Origin of the sequence: Pseudomonas migulae NBRC 103157, from assembly GCF_002091715.1 — a bacterium.
GTDB classification, from domain to species: domain Bacteria; phylum Pseudomonadota; class Gammaproteobacteria; order Pseudomonadales; family Pseudomonadaceae; genus Aquipseudomonas; species Aquipseudomonas migulae_A.
Window position 1 is genome coordinate 114,011 of record NZ_BDAG01000001.1, and the last position, 22,428, is coordinate 136,438.

At 52.1% G+C, this 22,428-nt stretch carries 17 protein-coding genes and 1 pseudogene; 7 read left to right on the forward strand and 11 right to left on the reverse strand.

Annotated elements, in window-relative coordinates; genetic code table 11:
- Positions 1-93: 93 nt before the first annotated feature.
- Positions 94-780, reverse strand: coding sequence for a response regulator transcription factor (locus PMI01S_RS00600; protein ID WP_084317565.1), 687 nt, complete (start codon positions 778-780; stop codon positions 94-96).
- Between the two features lie 184 nt (positions 781-964).
- On the opposite strand from PMI01S_RS00600, the gene PMI01S_RS00605 reads away from it, so the two are divergent.
- Complete coding sequence (locus PMI01S_RS00605; protein WP_084317566.1) at positions 965-1,279, forward strand: hypothetical protein; 315 nt, start codon at positions 965-967, stop codon at positions 1,277-1,279.
- Between the two features lie 156 nt (positions 1,280-1,435).
- Positions 1,436-2,116: a class I SAM-dependent methyltransferase gene (locus tag PMI01S_RS00610; RefSeq protein ID WP_083375374.1), complete on the forward strand. Its 681-nt coding sequence runs from the start codon at positions 1,436-1,438 to the stop codon at positions 2,114-2,116.
- Between the two features lie 190 nt (positions 2,117-2,306).
- Here the strand turns inward: PMI01S_RS00610 and PMI01S_RS32280 are convergent.
- The 4 genes and pseudogenes from PMI01S_RS32280 to PMI01S_RS00625 form a co-directional block, all read right to left on the reverse strand.
- A pseudogene (locus PMI01S_RS32280) lies at positions 2,307-2,429 on the reverse strand (hypothetical protein); the annotation flags it as partial.
- A gap of 122 nt (positions 2,430-2,551) precedes the next feature.
- The gene (locus PMI01S_RS00615) at positions 2,552-3,622 is read right to left on the reverse strand and encodes an ABC transporter ATP-binding protein (protein WP_084317567.1); all 1,071 of its coding nucleotides are present in this window, start codon (positions 3,620-3,622) and stop codon (positions 2,552-2,554) included.
- Complete coding sequence (locus tag PMI01S_RS00620) at positions 3,619-5,217, reverse strand: ABC transporter permease (protein ID WP_084317568.1); 1,599 nt, start codon at positions 5,215-5,217, stop codon at positions 3,619-3,621. Before PMI01S_RS00620 ends, PMI01S_RS00615 begins: the two co-directional genes overlap by 4 nt.
- A 4-nt stretch (positions 5,218-5,221) precedes the next feature.
- Positions 5,222-6,235 (reverse strand): iron ABC transporter substrate-binding protein, encoded by a 1,014-nt coding sequence (locus tag PMI01S_RS00625; RefSeq protein ID WP_084317569.1) that lies wholly within the window; start codon positions 6,233-6,235, stop codon positions 5,222-5,224.
- Positions 6,236-6,787: 552 nt separating this feature from the next.
- On the opposite strand from PMI01S_RS00625, the gene PMI01S_RS00630 reads away from it, so the two are divergent.
- Positions 6,788-8,722 (forward strand): LTA synthase family protein, encoded by a 1,935-nt coding sequence (locus tag PMI01S_RS00630; RefSeq protein ID WP_084317570.1) that lies wholly within the window; start codon positions 6,788-6,790, stop codon positions 8,720-8,722.
- A gap of 305 nt (positions 8,723-9,027) precedes the next feature.
- Here the strand turns inward: PMI01S_RS00630 and PMI01S_RS00635 are convergent, their stop codons facing one another.
- Together PMI01S_RS00635 and PMI01S_RS00640 are read right to left on the reverse strand one after the other, a co-directional pair.
- On the reverse strand, positions 9,028-9,417 hold the full coding sequence (locus tag PMI01S_RS00635; protein ID WP_084317571.1) for a hypothetical protein: 390 nt from the start codon (positions 9,415-9,417) through the stop codon (positions 9,028-9,030).
- 350 nt (positions 9,418-9,767) lie between these two features.
- The gene (locus tag PMI01S_RS00640) at positions 9,768-13,388 is read right to left on the reverse strand and encodes a hypothetical protein (RefSeq protein WP_139273144.1); all 3,621 of its coding nucleotides are present in this window, start codon (positions 13,386-13,388) and stop codon (positions 9,768-9,770) included.
- Between the two features lie 548 nt (positions 13,389-13,936).
- Here PMI01S_RS00640 and PMI01S_RS00645 point away from each other — a divergent pair.
- The 3 genes from PMI01S_RS00645 to PMI01S_RS00655 all read left to right on the forward strand — a co-directional run bounded on the left by PMI01S_RS00645 (position 13,937) and on the right by PMI01S_RS00655 (position 15,991).
- Entirely contained in the window at positions 13,937-15,010 is a 1,074-nt protein-coding gene (locus PMI01S_RS00645) for a DUF6516 family protein (RefSeq protein ID WP_084317573.1), read from the forward strand.
- Positions 15,011-15,169: 159 nt separating this feature from the next.
- Positions 15,170-15,388 carry a hypothetical protein gene (locus PMI01S_RS31890; protein ID WP_084317574.1) on the forward strand — a complete coding sequence of 73 codons (219 nt, stop codon included), beginning with the start codon at positions 15,170-15,172 and terminating at the stop codon, positions 15,386-15,388.
- A 270-nt stretch (positions 15,389-15,658) separates the two neighbouring features.
- A complete protein-coding gene (locus PMI01S_RS00655; protein ID WP_084317575.1) occupies positions 15,659-15,991 on the forward strand; it encodes a hypothetical protein in 333 nt (110 codons plus the stop codon).
- Positions 15,992-16,146: 155 nt separating this feature from the next.
- Here PMI01S_RS00655 and PMI01S_RS00660 read toward each other — a convergent pair whose 3' ends face one another.
- From PMI01S_RS00660 to PMI01S_RS00675, 4 genes are all read right to left on the reverse strand, one after another.
- Entirely contained in the window at positions 16,147-16,848 is a 702-nt protein-coding gene (locus tag PMI01S_RS00660) for a DUF2290 domain-containing protein (RefSeq protein WP_084317808.1), read from the reverse strand.
- Positions 16,841-18,976 (reverse strand): DEAD/DEAH box helicase, encoded by a 2,136-nt coding sequence (locus PMI01S_RS00665; RefSeq protein ID WP_084317576.1) that lies wholly within the window; start codon positions 18,974-18,976, stop codon positions 16,841-16,843. The genes PMI01S_RS00660 and PMI01S_RS00665 overlap by 8 nt, the downstream gene beginning before the upstream one ends.
- A gap of 244 nt (positions 18,977-19,220) precedes the next feature.
- On the reverse strand, positions 19,221-20,213 hold the full coding sequence (locus PMI01S_RS00670; protein ID WP_084317577.1) for a hypothetical protein: 993 nt from the start codon (positions 20,211-20,213) through the stop codon (positions 19,221-19,223).
- A 219-nt stretch (positions 20,214-20,432) separates the two neighbouring features.
- A complete protein-coding gene (locus PMI01S_RS00675; RefSeq protein ID WP_084317578.1) occupies positions 20,433-21,068 on the reverse strand; it encodes an antitoxin Xre/MbcA/ParS toxin-binding domain-containing protein in 636 nt (211 codons plus the stop codon).
- A gap of 370 nt (positions 21,069-21,438) precedes the next feature.
- Between PMI01S_RS00675 and PMI01S_RS00680 the strand changes: the two genes are divergently transcribed.
- Positions 21,439-22,029, forward strand: a complete 591-nt coding sequence (locus PMI01S_RS00680) for a hypothetical protein (protein WP_084317579.1) — start codon at positions 21,439-21,441, stop codon at positions 22,027-22,029.
- Positions 22,030-22,428: the final 399 nt, after the last annotated feature.

Below are 22,428 nucleotides of genomic sequence, written 5' to 3' on the forward strand. Positions count from 1 at the left end.
TGTGAGAGTTCACCTTGAATGTCAGAAACGTGGTTCTGCCAGCGTAAAAACTCTAGCGCCGATTGTCGCCCCGACGGGAGATACGCGCGGAGTTTATAAAGGGAGGGTGCTCAGGACGCAAAGCCTGTATCCAATGCCATGTACGGTATGAAGCAGTGGTTCATCAAAGGCTTTGTCCAATGCCCGGCGCAGCATATGGATGTTACTGCGGAGGCTGTCGCTGCTCGGACGGTTGCGCCCCCAGATGAGATCTTCGAGCTCGGTCCGTTTGACAACATGCGGACTTCTACGCATGAGGGTTTCCAACAGCTTCATGCAAATAGGATTTATCTTGATGGATGTCCCGGAGCGAGATACTTCCATGGTGTCCAAGTCAAAATGCAGATCGGCTACAACCATGACCCGATTCATTTTTCGAGCGCGGCGCGACACCACGGCTTCGATTCTGGCAAGAATTTCAGACATGGCAAACGGCTTGGTGACGTAGTCATCAGCACCGACCTTGAAGCCGATCAATCGATCTTCCAGTTGGTCTCGTGCACTTAACATGACAATGGCAACGTCGGATTTGGAAATCTGACGCAGGCTTTGGCAAATCTTGTTGCCATCGACTCCAGGGAGCATGACATCTAGAACAATCGCGTCGAAGAATTTTGAGGCAGCGAGATGAAGCCCGGTCAAGCCGTCGAGTGCTCCCTCGACGTGGTGACCCTTCAAAACAAAAAAGTCCATCAGGTTGTCGTGAATGTCACGATTGTCCTCAATGATCAGTATATTCATCGGCTACCTTCATGCTTCTTATCAAATTAACCTGTCTTCTATTCTGCCGCGTTTTTACAGCGTCACATGACTGATTAGAATAATCTTTTGTGCTTACGGAGGGCGGCAAGCCGCTTTGTCGCAGAATCGCCTACGCTTGAGACGGTCAGCGTAAAAAGGTTAATTCCATAAAGGAGATAGGGGTATGCATGGCTACGGAATGGCGGGGGATTTGCTTCATTTAGCCGTCTATTTGATGACCATTGCGTTCTGGGCGCTGTTTTGGATGGTCTGTATCTTCAACGCCAGAGGTCGGTTGAAAAGGCTTTTAGGCGCACATGCATTGATGATTTGTATTCTTTTTTTTCCAGCGTTGCCCGCCACCTTCATTGGTGGAGCATTGATTTCTTTTGGTATCGAAGGCCTGATCTGGAGCCTGTGTATTACTGGGATTGGTTTGCCGATTGCCGGCATGCAACTGGTCCAGCACTACGTTAAAAAATGCCAAGGACTAGAATGATAAGTCTACTACGACGCAGGGCCTGGTTACTGTAAATAGGCTAGCCGGATGACGTTACGAGGCTTGAGTTACAGCTATACAGAAAATTCACATCACGTTGACCTTCCAGCGACAGGCGGATGATTAGCATTGAGCCCTGACCACTGGAGATCGCCAATGAGCGCCCCTGTCAAACTTAAATTTTATGAGAAGTACGATAAAAATAACGTAAAACATTACTTCCTGAAGCATCAGGATGGACTGTCGCAAAAACTGGCCCATTATCGGGACGTACAGATGGCGCGCCATGCGTTACACGAGGCGGGAGACCCGGGGCTGGTTCTCGACCTTCCATGCGGCGCGGGACGGTTCTGGTCCGTACTTGCAGAAAACTCTAATCGAGTCATCATTGGCGCAGACAGTTCGTCGGAGATGATTACAGCAGCATTAGATAATCAACCTGCCGATATAGTCAAACGTGTAACGCCTCTAAAAACTTCAGTGTTCGCCATCGATTTACCTGGTAATTCGGTGGACAGCATTTTCAGCATGCGGTTGATTCATCATATTGGTGAATCCGTGCATCGATTGACGATGTTGCGAGAGTTTCACCGGGTGACGCGCGACACCGTTATCCTATCGATGTGGGTAGATGGTAACTTCAAGTCATGGAAGCGAAAGCGCCAGGGACAACGGCGTAGAGCCATGGGCGAGCAGACTAAATATCAAAATAGGTTTGTTATTCCTCGATCCGTCGCAGAAGCCGAGTTCAAGGAAGCTGGTTTCGTTATTGATAGCAAGTCTGACTTTATTCCGTTTTTTTCAATGTGGCGTGTCTACGTTTTGCGAAAGATTTAAATTCTGCGTCAGGCGTCCGGAGTTGTCAGAGGGGATTCGAGTCGGCTGAACAAGCTTTCCAATAACGTAATCAACTTTGCTTGATCAACCCGCTTCCGCGAGCTTTGCGCCACTTAACACCAGCACCGGGTTTCAGCAATCAATGCGCGACTGTGCCATTCCATTTTTGATACGGAATGGGCAACTTGCATTAGTCTCCCCGACCCATCGGGAAGTACATAAACCCGCTGCGCGTCAGTCGATCGGCGTCGTACAGATTGCGCCCGTCAAAGATCATGGGCGCCTTGAACTGTTGCCACCCGGTACAGATGATCTACCACGTGCCTTATAGCTATGCCTTTAAAAATCACTTCGCTATTCGCGTGATCGAAGAGCGCGACCTCACGAGAGCGTGGGCGAAGGGTGGTGGATCGTTTTAATCCCTGAATTTCAGCTTCAAGGCTCGTTCAGCACATGGGCATAACCTAGGGCTGAGACGTGCACCGTACTGCCGGCTGGCGGCGCGTAAAGCCCGGAACTGCGCACCATCAAAGATCTGCCGGGTTGCTCAGTGTCGGGCAACGCTTCGAGTTCCACGATCAATGTGCAGGTGTTGCCGCTGAAATCGCGCTCGGTCACCACGGCGCGGCAGCCGGTGGCCTCTACGGTGCTGGGCATGATGCCAACCAGTTGCAATTGCTCGGGCCGCAACATGATCTGCGCACAGCGGTTGTTGCGATGGTTATTGACGGGGATCCGCCCCAGGTCGCAATGGGCCCAGCCAGCTTCGATTCTGGCCGGCATGACCACGGCATCACCGAGGAACAGCGCGGTTTGTTCGTCGCCGGGATAACGGTAGAGATCCAGCGGATGGCCGGATTGCACCAGTTGGCCGTCACGCATGACCGCCAACTGATCGGCAAACGACAGCGCCTCACTCTGGTCGTGGGTGACCAGAATGGTGGTGACCCCTGCGTCGGCCAACAGCCGCGCCACCAGTTTGCGCATGGACGTACGCAAGCCGGTGTCGAGGGCGGAAAACGGCTCATCCAGCAACATCAGGCGCGGCTGTTGTGCCAAGGCTCGCGCCAGTGCCACCCGCTGTTGCTGGCCGCCCGAAAGTTCGTGAGGCCAACGATTGGCCATGTTCGCGTCCAGCGCCACGCTGTCCATCAATTCAGCGATACGTTCGTGTTTCCTGCTGCCCTTGCTTGTCAGTCCGAAACCGATATTGGCGGCCACAGTCATGTGCGGGAAGAGCGCGCCGTCCTGGGGCACGTAGCCGATCTGGCGTTGGTGTGCCGGGACCTCGTGAGTGTCGTCGACCAATGTCTGGCCGTTGAGGGTGACGCAGCCCCGGTCCGGGAATTCGAAGCCGGCGATCATCCGCAGCAATGTGGTTTTGCCCGAACCCGACGGGCCGACGATCACTGTGCGGCTGCCCGTCGGCACCACCAGGCTGATGTTTTCCAGGGCGCGGTGCGCGCCGTAGGATTTGCAGATCGAATGCAGTTCGAGGGCGTTCATCGGCCAGCCGTTCGTTTGGATTGGTGATAGAGAAGTGCGGTCAACGGAAGTGACAGCAGAATCATCAGCAGGGCATAGGGCGCGGCGGCGGCGTAGTCGATTTCGCTGGTCAATGCCCAGAATCCGGTCGCCAGCGTGCGTGTGCCGTTTGGGGCCAGCAGCAGGGTGGCGGTCAATTCGTTGGTGATCGCCAAAAACACCAGCGCCGCGCCAGCAGCAGCGCCGGGCGCGGCCAGTCGCAAGGTGATCAGCCACAGTGCCCGACCAGGCGAACGGCCGAGGCTGCGTGCAATGTTCTCCAGTTCAACCGGTGCCTGGGCGATACCGGCACGCAAACTCACCAGCGCGCGGGGCAAAAACATCAGCAGGTACGCCAGCAGCACGGTGATCGTCGTCTGATAAATCGGTCGGGCGAAATGCACCGTGACCGTCACCAGGGCCAGGGCAACCACAATCCCCGGCAAGGAACTGGTGATGTAGTTACAGCTTTCAAGAATGCGTTGCAGCCGCCCCGGCGAGCGAATCGACAGCCAGGCAATCGGGATGGCAGCGCAGGTGGTGAGCGCGGCGCCCGCGACCCCCAGCAGCAAGGTCTGTTGCAGCGCCGGCATCAGCTCGGCCATCCGCCAGACTTGCGTGCCCCCCGCGATCAGCCACTTGCTCAACGTGATCAGCGGCACCCCGAGCGCCAAGGCGCAGGTGACGATCAGTAAAGTGAGCGCAAGCACGGTTGGCGCGGTTTTCAGGCAGACGATTCGTTGTTCACGGGCACTTCCCGAACCGACACGGGCATATCGCGCATGGCCGCGCGCCGCCGACTCCACGGTCAGCATCGCCAGGCAACACAGGGCCAGCACGCCAGCCAGCATGTTAGCGGCGGGGCCGTTGAAGGTGGACTTGAACTGATCGAAGATCGCCGTGGTGAAGGTGTCGAAACGGATCATTGCGTACAGGCCATATTCGGCCAGCAAATGCAGCCCCACCAACAATGCGCCGCCGCAGATGGCCAGGCGCAATTGCGGCAACACCACCCGGAAAAATACTGCCCAAGGCTTGAGCCCCATCGACTGCGCCACATCCTCTATGGCCGGATCGAGCCTGCGCAGGGTCGCCGCAACCGGCAAATACAGGAACGGAAAGTAGGCGATCACCGAGACCAGCACCCCGGCAAACAGTCCGTTGATCGACGGCACCAGGCTGACCCAGGCATAGCTGTGAACGAAGGCCGGAACCGCCAGTGGTGCGGTCGCCAGCAACGACCACCAGCGCCGCCCCGGCAGATCGCTGCGCTCGGTCAGCCAGGCCAGCGTCACGCCGAGGCCCACGCACAGGGGAATCGTGATCACCACCAGCAACACGGTGTTGATCAGCAACTCGCCGACCCTCGGCCGGAACACCAGCGCCGCCAGCGTTGCCCAGCCGGTTTGCAACGACACGCCGATGATGAAGGCAATCGGCAACAGCGCCAGGACTGACACCAGCACCGACAAACCCATCACCCACGCACCGCCGCGCCCCGAGAACAGACCGCGGGAGCGGCGGCGCAAGTGTGCGGGTATCGCCGCAGCGACGTCCGCCGGTAGCGTTTCAGGCATCAATTCAAAGCAGTCCGGCCTGAGTCATCAGTTCCACGGCTTTTTTACTGTCGAGTTTTGACGCATCGACTTTCGGCGCGTCGAGCTGTTGCAGAGGCACTAATTTAGGGTTGGATTCAGCGTTTTTGCCTACCGCGTATTCAAAGGAGTTGCCGGTCTTGAGGATGGCCTGGCCGTCCTTGCCGGTCACCCACTTGAGGAACGCCTGGGCTTGTTCTTTGTGCTGGCTGGAGGCCAGAACGCCGCCGCCGGAGATACTCACAAACGCTCCCGGATCTTTGTGTTTGAAGTAGTGCAGGGCAGTGTTCTTGCTGTTTTCGCCGGTTTTGGCCTGATCGCCGAAGCGGTAATAGTGGTAGATCACACCACTGTCGATCTGCCCGGCATTGACCGCTTTCAACACGGAGCTGTTGCCGCGATACGCGGTGAAATTGGCCTTCATGCCTTTCAGCCACTCAAGGGTGGCGGTTTCGCCCTTGAGTTCCAGGACTGCAGCGACGATGGCCTGGAAATCGGCGCCGGCCGGTGAAGCGGCCCAACGACCTTTCCATTTCGGCTCGGCGAGGTCCATGAGTGATTTCGGTAAGTCCGCTTCCGGCAGTTTGCCCGGGTTGTAGACAAACACGGTGGAGCGCGCCGCGATGCCCACCCATTTGCCATGGGCCGGACGGTAGGCTGCGTCGACTTGTTCAAGGGTGGTCGGCGCCACTGGGGTAAACAGTCCCGCGTTATCCACCAGCACCATGGCCGGGGAATTTTCGGTCAGAAATACATCCGCAGGGGAGGCGGCGCCTTCCTGGACAATCTGGTTTCCCATCTCGGTGTCGTCGCCATTGCGCACTGTGACCTTGATCCCGGTCTCCTGGGTGAAGCCTTCGATCCAGGCTTTGGTCAGGCTTTCGTGTTGGGCGTTGTAGACCAAGATGCCATCAGCCTGTGCTGCATACACGTGACCGGTGCCCACCAGTGCAGTGACCAGCAGTGCTGTTTTGAGGAACGAGGGCATAGGGGAAATCATTTTGTTGCAGCTCCTGATTCTTTTGGAATTCACGCACACAGATTCACGTTCCATCAATGCGAATCATTTGCATGTTTTAGGGTGCCGCAAATGCAGAGTGCAAAATGAGAAAAAAACGTCAAAAAAAACGTTAATCGATGTAATTTTCATTTAGGTTGACACTCATCTGATCGCCAACTCTAAGCATTTATCGACGACGCTGTTCCACATGAATCGGCTTTCTTGATCACGATTATCTGCCCTCTTCTTGCGCACCACTTGTACGCGCATCAGATGTGGGGAAGTTGGCGATTGCATACAGCGCCATGCCGGACATATTAAGGCGGAAAGGTAGACGAGCTGACGGCGGACTTACTGTATCAAAATGTTTCATATCCGCTTTGAATAACCAGAATCCCGAATTTTTGACAAAATTTTACTAATTCGCCGTATAGATTCGCTTCCTCTCCAAATGAGTCGTAGCTCATTGCATTCAAAGACAGGAATGTCTTGGCTTACGGCCAATCGGCACAGTAATTTCTAATCTGGAGGGAGCACAACAAGGAGTTTTTAATGCGTTCGCCTGCTTCAGCCCCGCTGCGTTTTCTGATGATGGTCACAAGCCTGTGGCTAGTGATTTTTTTCCTCACCCGCCTAGTGTTACTTGCTACTCATCTTTCAGAGTCGGGCACTGCATTTGCGTCGATCTTTGGCATCGGCGTCTTATACGACCTGAGCTTTTTACTGTACGCCGCACTGCCGATGAGCCTTTATGTGCTGCTGTGCCCGCCGTCGCTTTGGCGTTCACGTGGTCACCAGTGGTTTTTGCAGGGGCTATTGACGCTCAGCGTTTTCGCCATGTTATTTACTGCGGTGGCTGAATGGCTGTTCTGGGACGAGTTCGGCGTACGCTTCAATTTTATTGCTGTGGATTACCTGGTGTACTCCGACGAGGTGTTTAACAACATCCTGGAGTCCTACCCAATCGGCAAATTGCTTAGCGGGCTGGCGGTGATCGCGGTGGTCATTTGCATTGCTCTGCACAAACCTCTACAGCGGGTAATTGATGCGCCGTTGCCGTCCTGGCGTCAGCGCCTGCTGAGTATTGCAGTGATTTTCGCTTTGAGTGCTGTCGTTTTGTTGGTCGTTGACCAAGACACTCCACGTGGCAAGGGCGGCAACACCTATCAGCATGAGCTGGCCAGCAATGGTCCCTACCAGTTCTTTGCCGCATTTCGCAATAATGAGCTGGACTACGATCAATTCTACGGCACCTTGCCGAATGACGTAGTTGGCAAGAACATCCACCAAGAGTTGGCGGAGGGCGATGTCCGGTTCATCGGTAAGGATTCGCTCGATGTCCGTCGAATCGTGACCCAGAACAATAAGACCCAGCGACATAATATTATCTTGGTGACTATCGAAAGCTTCAGCGCCAAGTACATGGGCAGCAATGGGAACCCTGGCAACCTGACGCCTAATCTCGACAAATTGCGTAAAGAGAGCCTGTACTTCAACAACTTCTATGCCACTGGCACCAGGACGGACCGAGGCCTGGAAGCCATTACGTTGTCTATTCCCCCAACGCCGGGCCGCTCTATTGTCAAACGGGTAGGCCGTGAAAGTGGTTTTGCCAGCCTGGGCCAACAGTTGAATCACGTCGGCTATGACAGCGTGTTTGTGTATGGCGGCCGTGGCTACTTTGACAACATGAACGCGTTCTTCAGCGGGAATGGTTATGAAGTTGTCGATCAAAGCAGTGTCGATGAAGCTGAGATCCATTTCAAAAATGCTTGGGGTATGGCTGATGAAGACCTCTACCAACAAACGCTGAAACTGGCAGACGAGAATTTCGCTTACCAAAAACCGTTCCTGCTGCAACTGATGACTACTTCCAATCATCGTCCATACACTTACCCTGAAGGCAGGATCGATATTGCATCCGGTGACGGCCGTGACGGTGCTGTGAAATACACCGACTATGCAATCGGCAAGTTTCTTGAAGCCGCCCGAAAGAAAGCTTGGTTCGACGACACTATCTTCGTCTTTGTCGCTGACCATACCGCTGGCAGCGCGGGTAAGGAAGATCTTCCGATTCGTAACTACCAAATCCCTTTGTTTATCTATGCGCCAAAGCTCCTTCCTGCGCGTGAAGACGGTCAGCTGGCAAGTCAGATCGACCTAGCCCCAACTCTGCTCGGTCTTTTAAACCTCAATTACGAATCGACATTCTTCGGCCGCAATTTGCTTCAGCCTTCAACCCTGCCGCCCCGCGTGCTGGTAGGAAATTACCAACACCTAGGTCTGTTCGATGGTAAAGATCTGGCGATTCTCAGCCCCCGAGCGATGTTACGACGCCACGATGACGCGCTGGGCGCCAGTCATGAAGTGACAGTTCAGCTCGACGACCCACTCATCGCGCGTGCGATTACCTATTACCAAGCCGCGAGTTATGGTTTCACCCATGGCTTGTTGAATTGGCCCGGCAGTGAAAACATCACCAAGTAATAGCCCTACCACTAGGCACCCCCGCATAGCGTTAATTTATGCGGGGGCGAAAGCCGGATAGCCGTCTAGCCAGCATACCCTCCTGATTGAGCGAGCCCTGCTGCTACTGGCACTTTTGTTGAGATGGCTGTAAAGGCCTGCTGTGGGAAAAGGCGGTATGTTGCAGCATCGAGCAAGGCAAACACCCAACGATGCTCGAAAACTTTGAAGGGTCCGAGGTAGCAGAATCCCCTATCAGAGGTTCCTGATCAGAACAGAGCTTTTTTCCCCGAGATGAAGGCGCCGTCATGTCCCCGCAGCGCAGTTCATGACGCAAGAAGCTGCCCTGACTCGTCGACGAAAAGCTCACCTCGCGCAGCTTCTACCTGGCGGATGAACCATATGGCGTTTTCATTCCTCAGTTGAACCGTGTCTTTGAGTAGATTTACCAAATCGTAAAGTGGATGCGCTCTGAGGCAGTTGCCGACATAGCGATAATGGTGCAGGTTCATTTCATTCTCAAGCACTCGCTCAATCAACAAGACGTGCGCACGACGGTGTAGAGGGTTGCTCGATTTACTTAATTGATAAAGTAATTGTTCTTGGTTGATGTCTTCGCAATGTATGGCCCTGATCACAGCCGACTCAGGAAAAGACTCAAAGCTGTCACTGAACACACGCGGGATCAGCGCGGCTAACTTTGGAGTAGCGACCATCTCTGTTGATGCCTACGCCGAATCGACCCACGTGCCGAGGCAAGACCGACCCATCTCCAAACCTACACAAATCCAACACAGACAATGATTTGCGAAGAGTCAGACTAGGTCAGTGAAATTTCGACAACTGGGTCAACTCGACGTCGGCGCCGACATCCTGCGAGCCTCTCGAAGTCGAGGCGCCAGTTTTTAAAGCTGAAATTCCAGCGTATGTGCCTCTCCGATCCGGCATTCGCTGCTGACGGTTTTCATTAATATTTCATTCGGCTCGTACTTGAGCTTGGGTGTCGGATTGGCGGAAAGGAGTGGGGCGCCGAAGGTGTACTCGGCTGGATGCGGACCAGATACCGCTATGTCTTGAGATCCGCAATCAAGAACACCACCGCTATTTCTCGGTGGTCGGCTCGATAGGTCGCGATATACCCGCTGGTCTCGTAATTCGGTGGGCCTACAATCTCACAGCCCAGATATGCAAGATCAGGAGGAATCTCGTGCTCAAGCATTTGTCTTATATAGTCAAGGAGAGGTTTTAGCTCTTTCGCGTACGAATACGTCACATGGAAGTAGATGTCGCACACACCATACGACAATAGCTTGTCGAAATGTCCCTTGATATACCCGCGATCGAGCCGGGAACAGACGAGCGCTTCGTAAATAGATATCTCCTGCCCTGATGCGCGGATGACGGCATCTCGCTCTCCAGGATTGCCGTTTGCGGTTACCCCTCCGAGCGATTGATCCGCCACATCCCACTTGACCACTGCCAGCGAAGCTCCCAAGACCTCTCTCACAGCGGTATTTAGATCGTTCTCAAACCTTGCTGTGTCTTCTGGATTTTTCCGGTCACGGAGAATTGCGGCCATGTGCTGAAGCGTGGCTACGGCACGTGAGACTTGCCGCACAAGGTATCCGCGGACTCCGCGCCCGGGAGGACCAAGTACGTCACCAACTTGAGTAGGAGGAAGTTCGGTTAGCTGGTGTAGGGCTGTCCGGATGGATGAAATCAAGTCAACGGTAGCTGACGCCGGAGCGAGAGTGGTTGTTACAACACCAGCTTGGAGGTCGTCTCTAACTACGATTAGCTGGTCGTCAGGTCCGAACTCTGCGATGGCCGCTTCCAATATCGCCATCGCTTCACTCTGGAATCCCATTTCGAATTTTGCTAGCACTGCTACCAGCTCGATGTCGGGGCTTCGTATCTCCCGACGATGCGTTACCACGCTCTTCAATGCGTCCTCTGGCCTTTCCAGGGCCAGCAGGAGTAGCCCTCGGTTAGCAAGTAAGCTGCTGGCTGGCTGATCGTCCACATCTATCGCAGCATTGATTTCCGCGAGGAGGCCTTCGCCGGTAACTTTGTCTGCACCGGTTAGTGGATGAAGCTGGGGGCCTAAGAGCTGTTGCATGGCAACTGCGAAGGCATTCTCTTTGTATGCAGAGGCAGCACCGGGTTGCTTCGAAAGGCGCTGTAGCACAACCCGGGCAGCTTCTAGGTTACCGTTCTGGCGCAGTAACTGGGAGGTTGCCCTATAGAAGTCCAATTGGTTGTGCGCTTGCCGCTTTCCGGGCATATCCAGCAATGGCGGGACAGTCACGCCATCGAGTGCAGTCCAGTTCTTCTCCTGCAGAAGTAGCCGAAGCTCGAGACCAAATAGCCCAAGTTGAAACTCTTGTGGCGCTCGATTTAAATCCTGCACGGTTTCATCCATGTGCTCGCGGGCGAGCTCGTATTCGCCCGCGATCAAAAGAGACTCGACCCTGTGCTGCAGTTCGGGCCAAGTCCAAAGCTCCGAAGCCTCTCCTGGCTTCAACTGACGCAACCTTTCTTGGAGGATGGGTTTCGATGCCGTGGGCAGGTGCTGACAGAGTTCAGCAAGTAGAGCCGGGTCATCGGACTGAACAAGCGTCCGCAACATCGTCTCTTGGCTTCTTTCGTCCAGCCGTCGCCATGCAGCCGTGAGATCTTGTGCTGGTGAGCCTTCCTCACGTACGAGAAAACGTCTTGAACCGTAACTATCTGTGAGGGCTCCGACGCGGCCCTTCTCTGCATGTTCAATCACGCTGCGCGAGATTAGTGTTAGAAATGCACCGCTCAACTCCTTTGGCACGACTCCGTCGGGCCAACCTGCTATAGCGCGTGCAAGTAGCCGCACATGTTCCCTCAGAGTCTGGGCAATTGAAGAGCGTAAAGATGGCCGTCCATCCTCCGGGGTTTCTTGTAGTAGCTTTGCAGTATCAAATGGTATTAGCAGGGCATCTCGGTCAGGCGCGTTCTGAGTAAGAGCAGTTGCGACGAGTCGCGCAGCCAGTTTCGAAGACAAGCTGGACGCATCAGTCCAATCCAGCTGTCGGTCGCGAGCAAACTTTGAGTACAGTGCGACGATTGGTAAGACGTCGACGTCTAGTTCGTTAGATAGAAAGCTTAGTCCTTCGAGCACCCCAGCAAACCGAGCTCTAGGCAAACGGTCATCGTCGGCTGCCTGTTCTATGAGATATCGCAGCACCTCGCACTGAAGCTCAACCTTTTCCTTGGCGATTGTGCGGAGAAGCTGTTCCCCAATGGGCCGTCTCGAATCTGGCAGAGCCCTAACGCCTCTAATACCGTCGACATAGCACCAAGTAACCAAAGAGGCGCATTCCTCAAGATCAAGCCTGCCCTCATCCAAGTGATGGGCGAGGAGAGAAAGAGCATCTTGGACGGCGAACGCTTTCGTCTGAGCTTCTCGGCTCGCATTGCGATCATTACCCCGCCCGAGCTGCGGGCGCCACTGGATTGCGCACTTAGCAGCCAGGCATGCGGTGCGTGGGTGCATAAGCATGTCCACCAATAGCGCTGGAGCGGCCTCCATTCGGAACAGGAGGTGTTGCAACGCCATAGGGTGATCGGCTGCGAACGATAGGACCGTATTTGCCGTAGCCGATACGCTTGGCCCGATGTCAGTCCCTTCGAGCTCGGAACAAAGCAGTCCAAATGCAAAGCCAACCGTGCGCATGCCAAATCGCTCCATGACGAGATGCTCGATCTCGGGCCATTTCAGCCAGTCTGCTCGAGACACCAGTGATCGCGGTGGCGATGTCCTTGTATTGGCGAAATACCGCAGCTCGTTGTGCGGAATCGCATACGTATTTTGGAGTACGTCCGAGTAACGCTCGATATCGTTGTCCCAGGTGCCCCAAAGAGTCTGGCGCTGCAGTGCCCGATGAGCAGCTTCACGGCAGTACCGCTTCTCATCGAGAGCCCATTCATTGTCCCATTTGCAGGCAGCTCCAAGGACGTCACACCAAGCCGACCATTCCACGAAGGATCTGTCGACAGTTTCGGCTTCGGCCTCTGGCGAGGCCGAAAAACCACTACCATCGTTAGTGGCAAGAGTAGCGTTCTGTTCTTCGTAATCGCTATTTTCCGTGGTTCGAGCCTGAGGCTTCGGACACAGTTGCTGCCACAGTCGACCTGCGAGCGAATCCGGGTTTCTGGTGGGAATATGCCGACCGGGTAAGATTTCGGTCATTATTTTAATTGCGAGTGCTTGGACGCGAGGAGGTGGTGACGTGTCAGGTTCTGCGACAAGCCGGGCTTTGCCAAGCCCTATTAGAAAGGCCCGCGTGCTCGGGCTCGGATACTTGACGTGCGAAGATGCTCCGACAGGTACACGCTGCATAACCCAACGGCCACCGTCGAAAAACACCCACCCAAGACGTGTTAGGTCTTCGAATGTAAGGCCGCCATCTGCAATACGAAGTTCTGAGTCGTCCCAGCTCTTGGCAATATCCTCTGCGCTTCCTGGGTACTCCAATCGGTAATGCTGGCATAGGTCGAGGAGCGTCAACTCGTCAACTACAAAGCCATGTTCAAAATTGCGACTATGGTGATTCAACCGTGACAACCAGCGCTCGAACGTCTGCCTCAGCTCGAGGCGTACCTGAAGCGGCGCCTGCATACCCTCTAGTAGGCGTACCTCTTCGAATCCTGCCACGATTTCCCCTCACTGATGTCTTTGCTGCATCGAGTGCGCCCTCAGGTTATTGCCCTACAGCAAGTGGCGCAGTCCGCTTCTGTAGCGACGCAGTTTAGCTCTACGTGATGTGAAAAAAAGCATGTTGATTCACGCTGCGAGCGCGCACATACCAGTTCATGGGTGAAGATAGGTATAAAACCATTCCCCATTGGATACCGATGCCCAGAAGTTTAAAGCGGACCTAAGCTGCGATAAGCACCTCGAGCTGACTGGCCGGTAACTTTCGCATGTGGAGACGAATGACTTGCATACGGCGATCAGTTAGGGGATGGCCCCGAGCAGCGGCTTATGGGCGATTGCTACCTCCGAAGGGCAACTGCCGGCCAGGAGCAGTCACCCTGTGCCTGCACCAGTTAGGGCGATTCACTTCCTTAAATAGGCGAATCGCCAAATCCCATTTTTGAATTTGACCATTTTTAATCTGCTCTATTGCTATGGCTTATCATTTGAGTCATCTTTTTTGACACGTCTGCACGACCTCAATGAAAACAAACTAGGTAAGCTACTTGAAGCTCAACGATGTAATAAAAGACTGCATCCGTCTTAAATTGAATGGATGTGCAACCGATACTGCAATTCAGTGTTTCGGAGGAAATATTCTTGAAGAAAAGCGACCCGTTTTGGCGATTGAAGTTTCAACTAAAGAAATATTGCTTTGGATGATGCAGGAAGCAACGAATGTTCATATTTATATCAGTGCAGGCGTTTTTCATATGAACGCACTGTATGAACCTAATGAACGTTTTCCTGCTGCAAGAATTTATTTCATGAAAACAGAAAACCTTCTTTTGGTTGGTAAGATTGGTGCTTATATCGAACAGTACGGAATCAAGCTCGGTCCGGTGAACGACGCCAGCTTTTCAAAACTCATTGATGATGCAGGGTATGCACAGCGCTATGAGGCATGGCATGAGAGATGGAAAGCCGACGCTAGGTCATTCGATGGCTTACTCGGAGGACGCCGCGAAAATACTGCCGTAGATCAGGGTATCTGGCTGTCTTCAGACGGACGATGCTTGGTTTGTGGCGTAAAAACCGATCGCATGGCGACCAGTACTGTTTGGGGGGAGTCAGGAATGATGGTTGGTTTGCAGCTTTGTTTGATGCACCAGGCCGAATCTCAAAAGCAATCGACTCTGCTTGACTATCTCGCTAAACATTTAGGGGGAACGGCTATGTTCTCAAGTACGCGCCCACGTACCGCTGAAGAAGCGCTTGAACAAACCTGTGAAACTCTTAAAGTCAAACTCGAGTGCACTGTCATGAAGGTGGAAGATCAAACTGTAACCGCCCGTAGACCTTCCGGGATTACCGTAGTAGTAAGGCAACACTCTCCGTCAAATTATGCATATAACATCCTGAGCCCTGAAGGTAGACAGCTGTCCAGAGTCGACTCAGCCAATCATCACAAAGTGCCTTACGGCCCAGATCACGTACATTCCGATCTGCGTAAGTCTAAGAAAAATGTCGTCGAGGCAAGTTTCACATACGGCGACGTAGGACTGGATGTAAAATTACTTTTGAAATTAATCCAAGAGGCTGAGAGTAAATTTTCAAGCAATCAGGGAGCGACCGTTTGAATCCACAGCCGTAAGGAGTCGCTCGCGAAAGTCTGCTGTTGGCCGGAAACCACCCATAGTGATCGTCTGCTTCTGGGCAATCTGTGCAATTACGCACCCAGCCTCAGCCTACGGCGAGATGAACTAGACTTCCTACATCACTCCTCAAGGACGCGCGCCATGTCAGATAACTCAGACTGCAAGATCGCCACGGCGGACGCTCTGACATTGCTCCTGCACAATCAGCAAGCCTTAGGCGCAGCGATAGACGAAATAACCAAGTGGCTCTCAGAGAATGGAGTGGAAAGTGTCGCTGCTAACGCAATGTCGGCCATGGAAACGCTGGACACAAATGCTCAATCCATCACAGATTCCATTATGAGGTTACGTCAATCATAGATTACTCAGTGATGCACTGCCTTCTACCCAAAACACAGATTTCAATTTCAAGCGCGAACTTTTCTGCCGTGGAAACCGAAACCGATTTTTCAACAGAATCGGTCGACAGCTGCCCGCTATGGTAGGTTGCAGATGGACAGACGCTGACGCTCGCCAGGTTCTGCTGGCCCTTTACCGCCTCAGGTCTGACTCCAGCGACGCTTTACTACAGAGTCCGGTCATCCTGATAGAATCCATAAGGTTATTGATAAAACCCTTATGAGAAATGGTATGAATACAGAATCGATAGAAGATGAGATGCGCAGGGCGCTATTCGGCGATTCTGCACCCTCTGCACCGGCAAATAACTCAGAAGTGCAGTACACAGTCCCGGATGTTGTGATCGTGCAACCGGTGAAGGCAGCGAAGAAAAAGACAGTCTCAAAAGGCTTCACGCCTAGGTTGAGAGTCACGCTCCGTGTGGGAAACGAATTTGAAGGCGAGATGCACGAGATGGTACATGAGGCAGATACGCTGAGCTCCCTAGTTGCAGAACAAGAAGCTACTAAGACCGCCAGAAAAAAATTCAGGTTTGTGGAAGTGGTCTCAGTCAAGTCGATGTAAGTGGGTACTTTCACTCAGCTCGCCTGCCTGGCATTAAACCGCATTGATTTCCGCGGGTCACCCAACAGGTTCGGGTCGTTGGAAGCCTCAAACATTGGGTGACGACAGGCAGAAATCGGCCAAAAGCGGAAGCTCGAACATTTCTATGCTTATGGCTATGAGAAGAAGAATGCCTGCTCTTCTATTTTTTCAAATAGATCGTCAGGGACGACGTGACAGTTTTGGCGCTCCCGGATTAAAGCACGCTCAAATGAGTTGCTGATTTCAGGGTCGTCGTCATCACCCAAAGCTCTCCATTCTTCTCCGTAATACTGTTTAAAAACCAACATCGAGAAGGCAAGAGGGGTCAGGGTTCTCTTGAGTGGCCACCGATTTTCAGAATGAAATCCAATATGAAAATGTGAGCAGGGATGAAAAAAGCGCTTGCGTTGATCGGGAGCATTTTCGTATCTCCACATGGGCTTTCCGTTCAAGCTCTTCTTGCTGTCCAGTAGGCTAAGATACTGCTCATGAGAAATAAATTCGTTTTCGAAAAGCTCGTTGATTTTTTTGAAAGACGTGGTTTCTGATTCTTTTCCTGAAATAAAAGGATTGGGATAATAAGCGTAGCGCACGTACCCATCACGCTCCATGCTGAATTGAAAGTATGAATAGTCAGACAAAATCATGTTGTGATGAGATAAGTTCATCGCCGTAAGATAGACGTCGATGTAAGTGCTATCTGCCGAAAGAATCGCATCTCGAAACTCGGTGTTTAATGGGAGTAAATTGGGATTGCTAAAAGCTGCAGCTAATCCAAGTTTATCCGCCAAATCCCAACTTTTGTGGATTCCTGACTGAATATCCTGTCTATTCATCATCGTAATCCAAATCGGCGTCTTCTTCTGACAATCCTTCACGACGAAGACTCTCTAGATACTCAACTCTCAATTTTTTGGCTTTGATAGAGCGCTGGCTGAGATCTCTCTGGATCATATCCAATTTGGAAAGGTCAGGCATGGTGAAACGCAAAGCAGGGAAATTTTGCTCTGCCTCAGACATCTCATTGATGATTTGGCTTGTAGATCCTTGCATCCCGGAGACGCGAAGCCACGCTTTTGTACGTGTGAAAGCCGTGAATAACTTGTTACGATCTCCTCGCGTTTTAAGTGAAATCGCATCGACACCAATGACAAATACTACAGCTGCCTCATTCCCTTTGGCGCGATAAATTGTGGAGAGTGTTACCTTGTTGGGTATCGTAAAGGGCGGGTCTGAGTACGGGTCGGCGTGAATGTTATTAGACGCAATTCCCATGTCCGCCAGTTTTGAAGACAGCTTTTTAAAGTAGCCCTTCATGTGGCGGTCATCAAGGGCGACAATTATTATGTCTTCCGGATTTAAGCCTTGCTCTAAAAAGTCAGATATCGAGGCTATAACCCAGTCTGTTTCATCATCCAATGACTGTGCGTTGTAATGCTCTATAAGTTCGGGTAGGTCTTCTCCGCTCAAGCTAACCGGGCTGTTTTGAACTGGGCGCAACACCTCAACTTCTGCGTTGGCATAATAGTTTGGTGAGATTACTTCGTAACCGACGTCTTTCCAGTGATCAGCACTTTCAAGTAATTGCACGATATTGGAATAAATTCCAAATCCAAGTGCGTGAGCAGTGATAAGTACCTCACGCTGGTTGCGATAGCACTTGCTAAGGACAGTGTCGTTGGTGAATTGAAACGGCAAGCCTATTGCTGCCCGTTCAAGTGATATGCGCGGTTCACCGTCGTGATCTATGCCAAATAGTTCAGCAGCACTCCGCATTCTCACCTTCATGATGTTTTGGAGGTCGTCGTACGCCCATACTATGTTTTTTTTGTCTCGGTGGCCTTTCGCAAGCCGGAAACTTAACTCATAAAATGCTGCTGGGAAATCTTGCCCTTCATCGATGAGGATGTGATCATAGTATTCTTCAATATCACTTTTTTGCATCAGGTCTTGGCATGCAAACTCAAATGGGTCAACGCCATTAGGTGCGCTAGAGCGTGCGGTACTAAAAGTGAAAGGTGTTCTCCCAGCGCGTAGGCAGGCGTCAGAGTAAGCACCACTGGTGTTAGAGCCGCCCCAACCATGCAGTATCTGAATATTGTTCCAGTCAGGGTCAACCTCTTTATAGTGTCTATAAAACTTGGTCACCAAGTTTTTTATGGAAGATTTCAGACTCTTTGTATAAAAGGTTAAGAGGATTTTGTCGTTTGGTCTGTTCATATGAAGGTGTGCGGCCTTCATCGCTAAAATGATCGTTTTCCCTGAGCCGGCAAGTCCACGTATACGTTGAGGGCCATTAATTGTTATCAAGGCCGCAGAGCGTTGCTTTTGGTCAAAGTTTGCAATTTCAGATTCGAGTTCAGCGAGCGCACTGGCTGCGCGCTGCTGCTCCGGGTTTTCGACCAGGCGCTTGTTCGATCGAGTGAGAGCTTTAGCCCCCTCGATCACAGATCGGGCTTCGTCGTATGCCTCTGGACTTAAAAGGTCTTCTTCAAGATCCTGAATCAGATCTTTCAATGAATCCATTGAAGAGACAATTTCAGAGTCGCTTGAATCGAAAATTCTGTCTGCTAAGTTACTGTCGCAAAAAATAATAGGTGTGACGTTCAGGGAGAGCTGCGAGCGTGACTTTCTCAATATCTTACTTTTTAATAGCCTTCCTATTAGGATGCTACAAAATTGATTCAGCGAATCATCGACTGCTAAAAGGCTGCTGGTGCTATCACGATCCACCTGGGTTGCAGTGATCACCCGGATGGCTAAGATTCCGCAACTGCGGCTAAGCACCAAAATATCTGGCTTATGATCTGCGCCGTCGTAGTCTGAATAAACAGGAAAATCATAGTAAAGAGCCGACGGTGAGGAACTGATAGCGCTTTCAGAATTCTTAAGCGATTCAATAAGGTCTCTGCCGAGTGGGTCTTCTTGCAATCTTTCTGTCGTGACTAGGATATCTACTGCCATGCCAGATGGTCCTTCATGAAATTTTATTAGTTGGCAATTATCTCTTTTGCCACGGTTAGTCTCTGGAGATCTACACATGTGCCGAGACGCTAGCGGAGTGAGCGTAACACGCCACACCCTCTAGGATGTACGACCTGCATCGCGTTGCCTAAGGCGGAGGAACCCTCAGCAAGCTGTTGATGATAGCGGACGTTGGTCTGGGGGAATGGCCATCTTGGCTACCCTGTGCATTTTCGACTCTAATTCACAGAGAATTGCTTCGAGTCAGACCGAGACTCAATCCCTTGGGAAGATTTTCAATCGCAATAAGTGCGAGGTTATCGGTGATGATCCGATCATCATTTAGTAAAACAAATGACGGTGCCCACAAAAGCGCTTCTTTATCGAATTCATAGACCATTTGCCGACTTACCTTTCCTTGAGATTTCAGCCTCGAAATTAGCCGAGCCGCTTGAGCCGCCGCACCAGCCAATGCGTCCATTGCTTCGTGAAGCTTTTTCTCATCGTTACCTCTGAATAGAAATGAGACCTGACAGCCGTCCTGATGTGAATGAAAATCGAGTATAGGGTTACGTCTTTCGGCCATCCGACTAAGCAGTTTCCGAAACCACGCATGTATTTCTGCATAGGTAGCCTTACCCGCCTCAGTAGCTATCGCTGTCACGAAGGGGTTCCAAACAAGGAGTACGTAGGGCAGGCCGACCCGAATCAGTTCTTGTAATGAGTCTGCTGCGTTGTGCGACAGTTCGGAACGCTCGACTCTAACGGGTGAGTCATTTGTAACCTGATCCAACCAATCTTCATCCACCTCCCTTGCATCCGTCGCGATCTGGACCCACACATCATCCAACAGCCTCGGAAGCTGTTGAGGTGGCGGTACTGATAAGTCAACATCTATCCCCAAGCCAAGAAAACTAAGAACGTCTCCTCCTGCGTAGTACCCTAGGACTGCGGCGACAAATTTTCGACCGTCAGGACTTTCGAACGATGCACTTTCCAGCAGTAGTCCCTTTGGACGTCCGGGATCGTGATTCTCAAGAAGTGTGAAAGGATTGCTGTTTATCTTGGTAACCAATCTGTCTGGATCGACAGCCACCAACAATTCACCATCTGAGCCGCGCGCATCCGTCCAGATCACCGCGCGCACAATTTCGCCAAATTTCCCGGCTTGGTGTCGCTGTTCAGCTTCATCTGCCCATTTGATGGCGGCAGGCGATTCTTGAAAAAAGTCAGACATGAATTCCCTGCCTTCCGATGTAGCGTGTCAAAAGAACAAGATAGACCATACCCTTGCTTACATCCCCTCCTGGCCGGAAACGGAAGCTCGTGACCGGCAGCTAATGACCGTTTTCTGCCCCTTGCCAATGACAGTGATCGGCCGTAAGCATTCAGTGGGAAGCACCGTCTTTAAAGACGTAGCTCTGGCGCGGCAGGTATTGCCTTGTTCACTAGTAAATTAACAATACAAGCCCTCAGCCACTTGAATCAGCATTTCCTCCACTCGATAGACGCCCAGGCTGGTGGAAAGCAGCTCACACGGACTTTTTCCCGAAAAGCGTGATTTGGGTTTGGACAACCAATGCTGGGCTTTTTCGGTGTCGCCAAAGACCGCCACGGCCATCGCGATAATATGCGCCGCACGATACATTCGATCACTCTCATCGGCTTTTAAGTGCTGGTTGCTGGCCAGGCGCATTTTAAAGGTCCGGTAGGGAATGATCCTGTCACGCTCGGCAGGGCTGATGATTCCCTGATCGCAAAGTACTTGGAGAATATTGGCGGGAAAGCCAGCTTCGATCAGTTCGTGAATAGCCTGATCCGAGGCTTGGGCGGGAATATGGAGATAGATTTCCAAGCGCATTCTGTACGCTTGGTAGAGGTCTTCTCGTAAAGCCCCGGCCGATGAGGAAGGAGTTGAGAGGCCGCGCAGTGGTTGGAGCACGATTACGCCGTTGACCACTTCGATGGTCAGTACGTCGCCGATGCCCAAGCCGAATTGTGAAAGTAGCTCTGGCGGCAAATCAACTATCGCATCGCCGCTGCCGTCGCCGGTGTCCTTGCATCTAACCGTCCAGCGCTCGCTTTCACTCATGATCTGCAGGTCTCACGTCATCATTCGAGTCATTTGATTATGCTCGCGTTGAGTTCCGCGTGCACGAACGGTGCGCTACGCGTCAGATCGCCACCACCATGGCTACACGGACGATTTCTGCGGTATGGCGTCTTTAGACGCAATGAGGGCGATTGGTGGACGAGGTGATGGCGGTGGAGTTACTGAAACTGAATATTGGTCGTCAGTGTTGTTGAGGCCTGCTGTCTGAGGCTTCATACCACGATGCTGGGCGTCGTCGTTATTTCCAAGAACGAAACGATTGCATACGAGTTTGTGTGTTGTGTATCGGCGAACAGGTCTCGACGAGTTCGGGGCTAGCATCACACTCTAATTGTCTAAAGGAAACTTCATGCGTTCTGTTGCTGGTTTTACTGTGGGATTGGGTCTGGCTGTGCTGGCAGGTTGTACGGGCTGGAACGCAAGCCACAGAGGGCCTGTCGTTGTCGATTACCGGGTCAATTCTGAAGATATTTCTGGTCGCCCGAAAATGAACATCGTGGAAGGAAACAGTTTTTTTGACGTTGCCGGGTCCACGAATAGCCAGACTTATCCGCCTGTCACTATTCGCCAATGTAATGCACAGCGGACAGAGTGCTCACTGGGGATTGCGACGCTCACAAGTCAAATCCAGATTCTTTCCGTTGACGAGCAATCCACGAAACTTCGGCTCGATTTTGTCTACAGGGTTGGGGAGGAGTGGCGCCGCGAGACGTCCTCAACAAAGCAGGTGCACAGTCTGCCTATGCCTGAAGTGATCAAGGATCAGGGGAGCGTAACGCGAACCGCCGACATCCCTTACGGCGAGACGCGGCAAGTAGAATTGCCGTATGGATTGAGCCTCTCCCTATGCGTTTCGGAGCCTGGAGTAACCACAATGAATCAAAGGCAGTGTACCAATCAGATGGTTCATGCGGGTGCGAAGAGCAGTCCAGCTTTCTAAAATCTTAAAAATCCCCGCGTTGCGGGGATTTTCCTAAACCAGATGTCAGCCGTCTGAGGAAAAACCATATCGAGTTTTCGTCTGCATGAAGATATTTGAGTCATACCTTCGTATGACTACTGAACCGAGCCAAGTATTCTTTAGTCGTCGCTACCTAGGCTACTGAACCTTTTTGGTCTTGGAATCGAACCTTTACCGCGTAATGCAGCTTTGACATATTGGGTCGCTAGTTCAAGGCTCTCTTGATCTGCCGCGTAAAACGCATCGATAAGCCTGGTTCTGGCTAGTCGTTTGACCTCCAATATATCCTCAGCACTCGAGTCTTCCGAAAGCTTGTGGTTTTTACTCATATGACTACCCACTTTTACGGGTGCCTGCCAAAAGTACACACCGATCGTA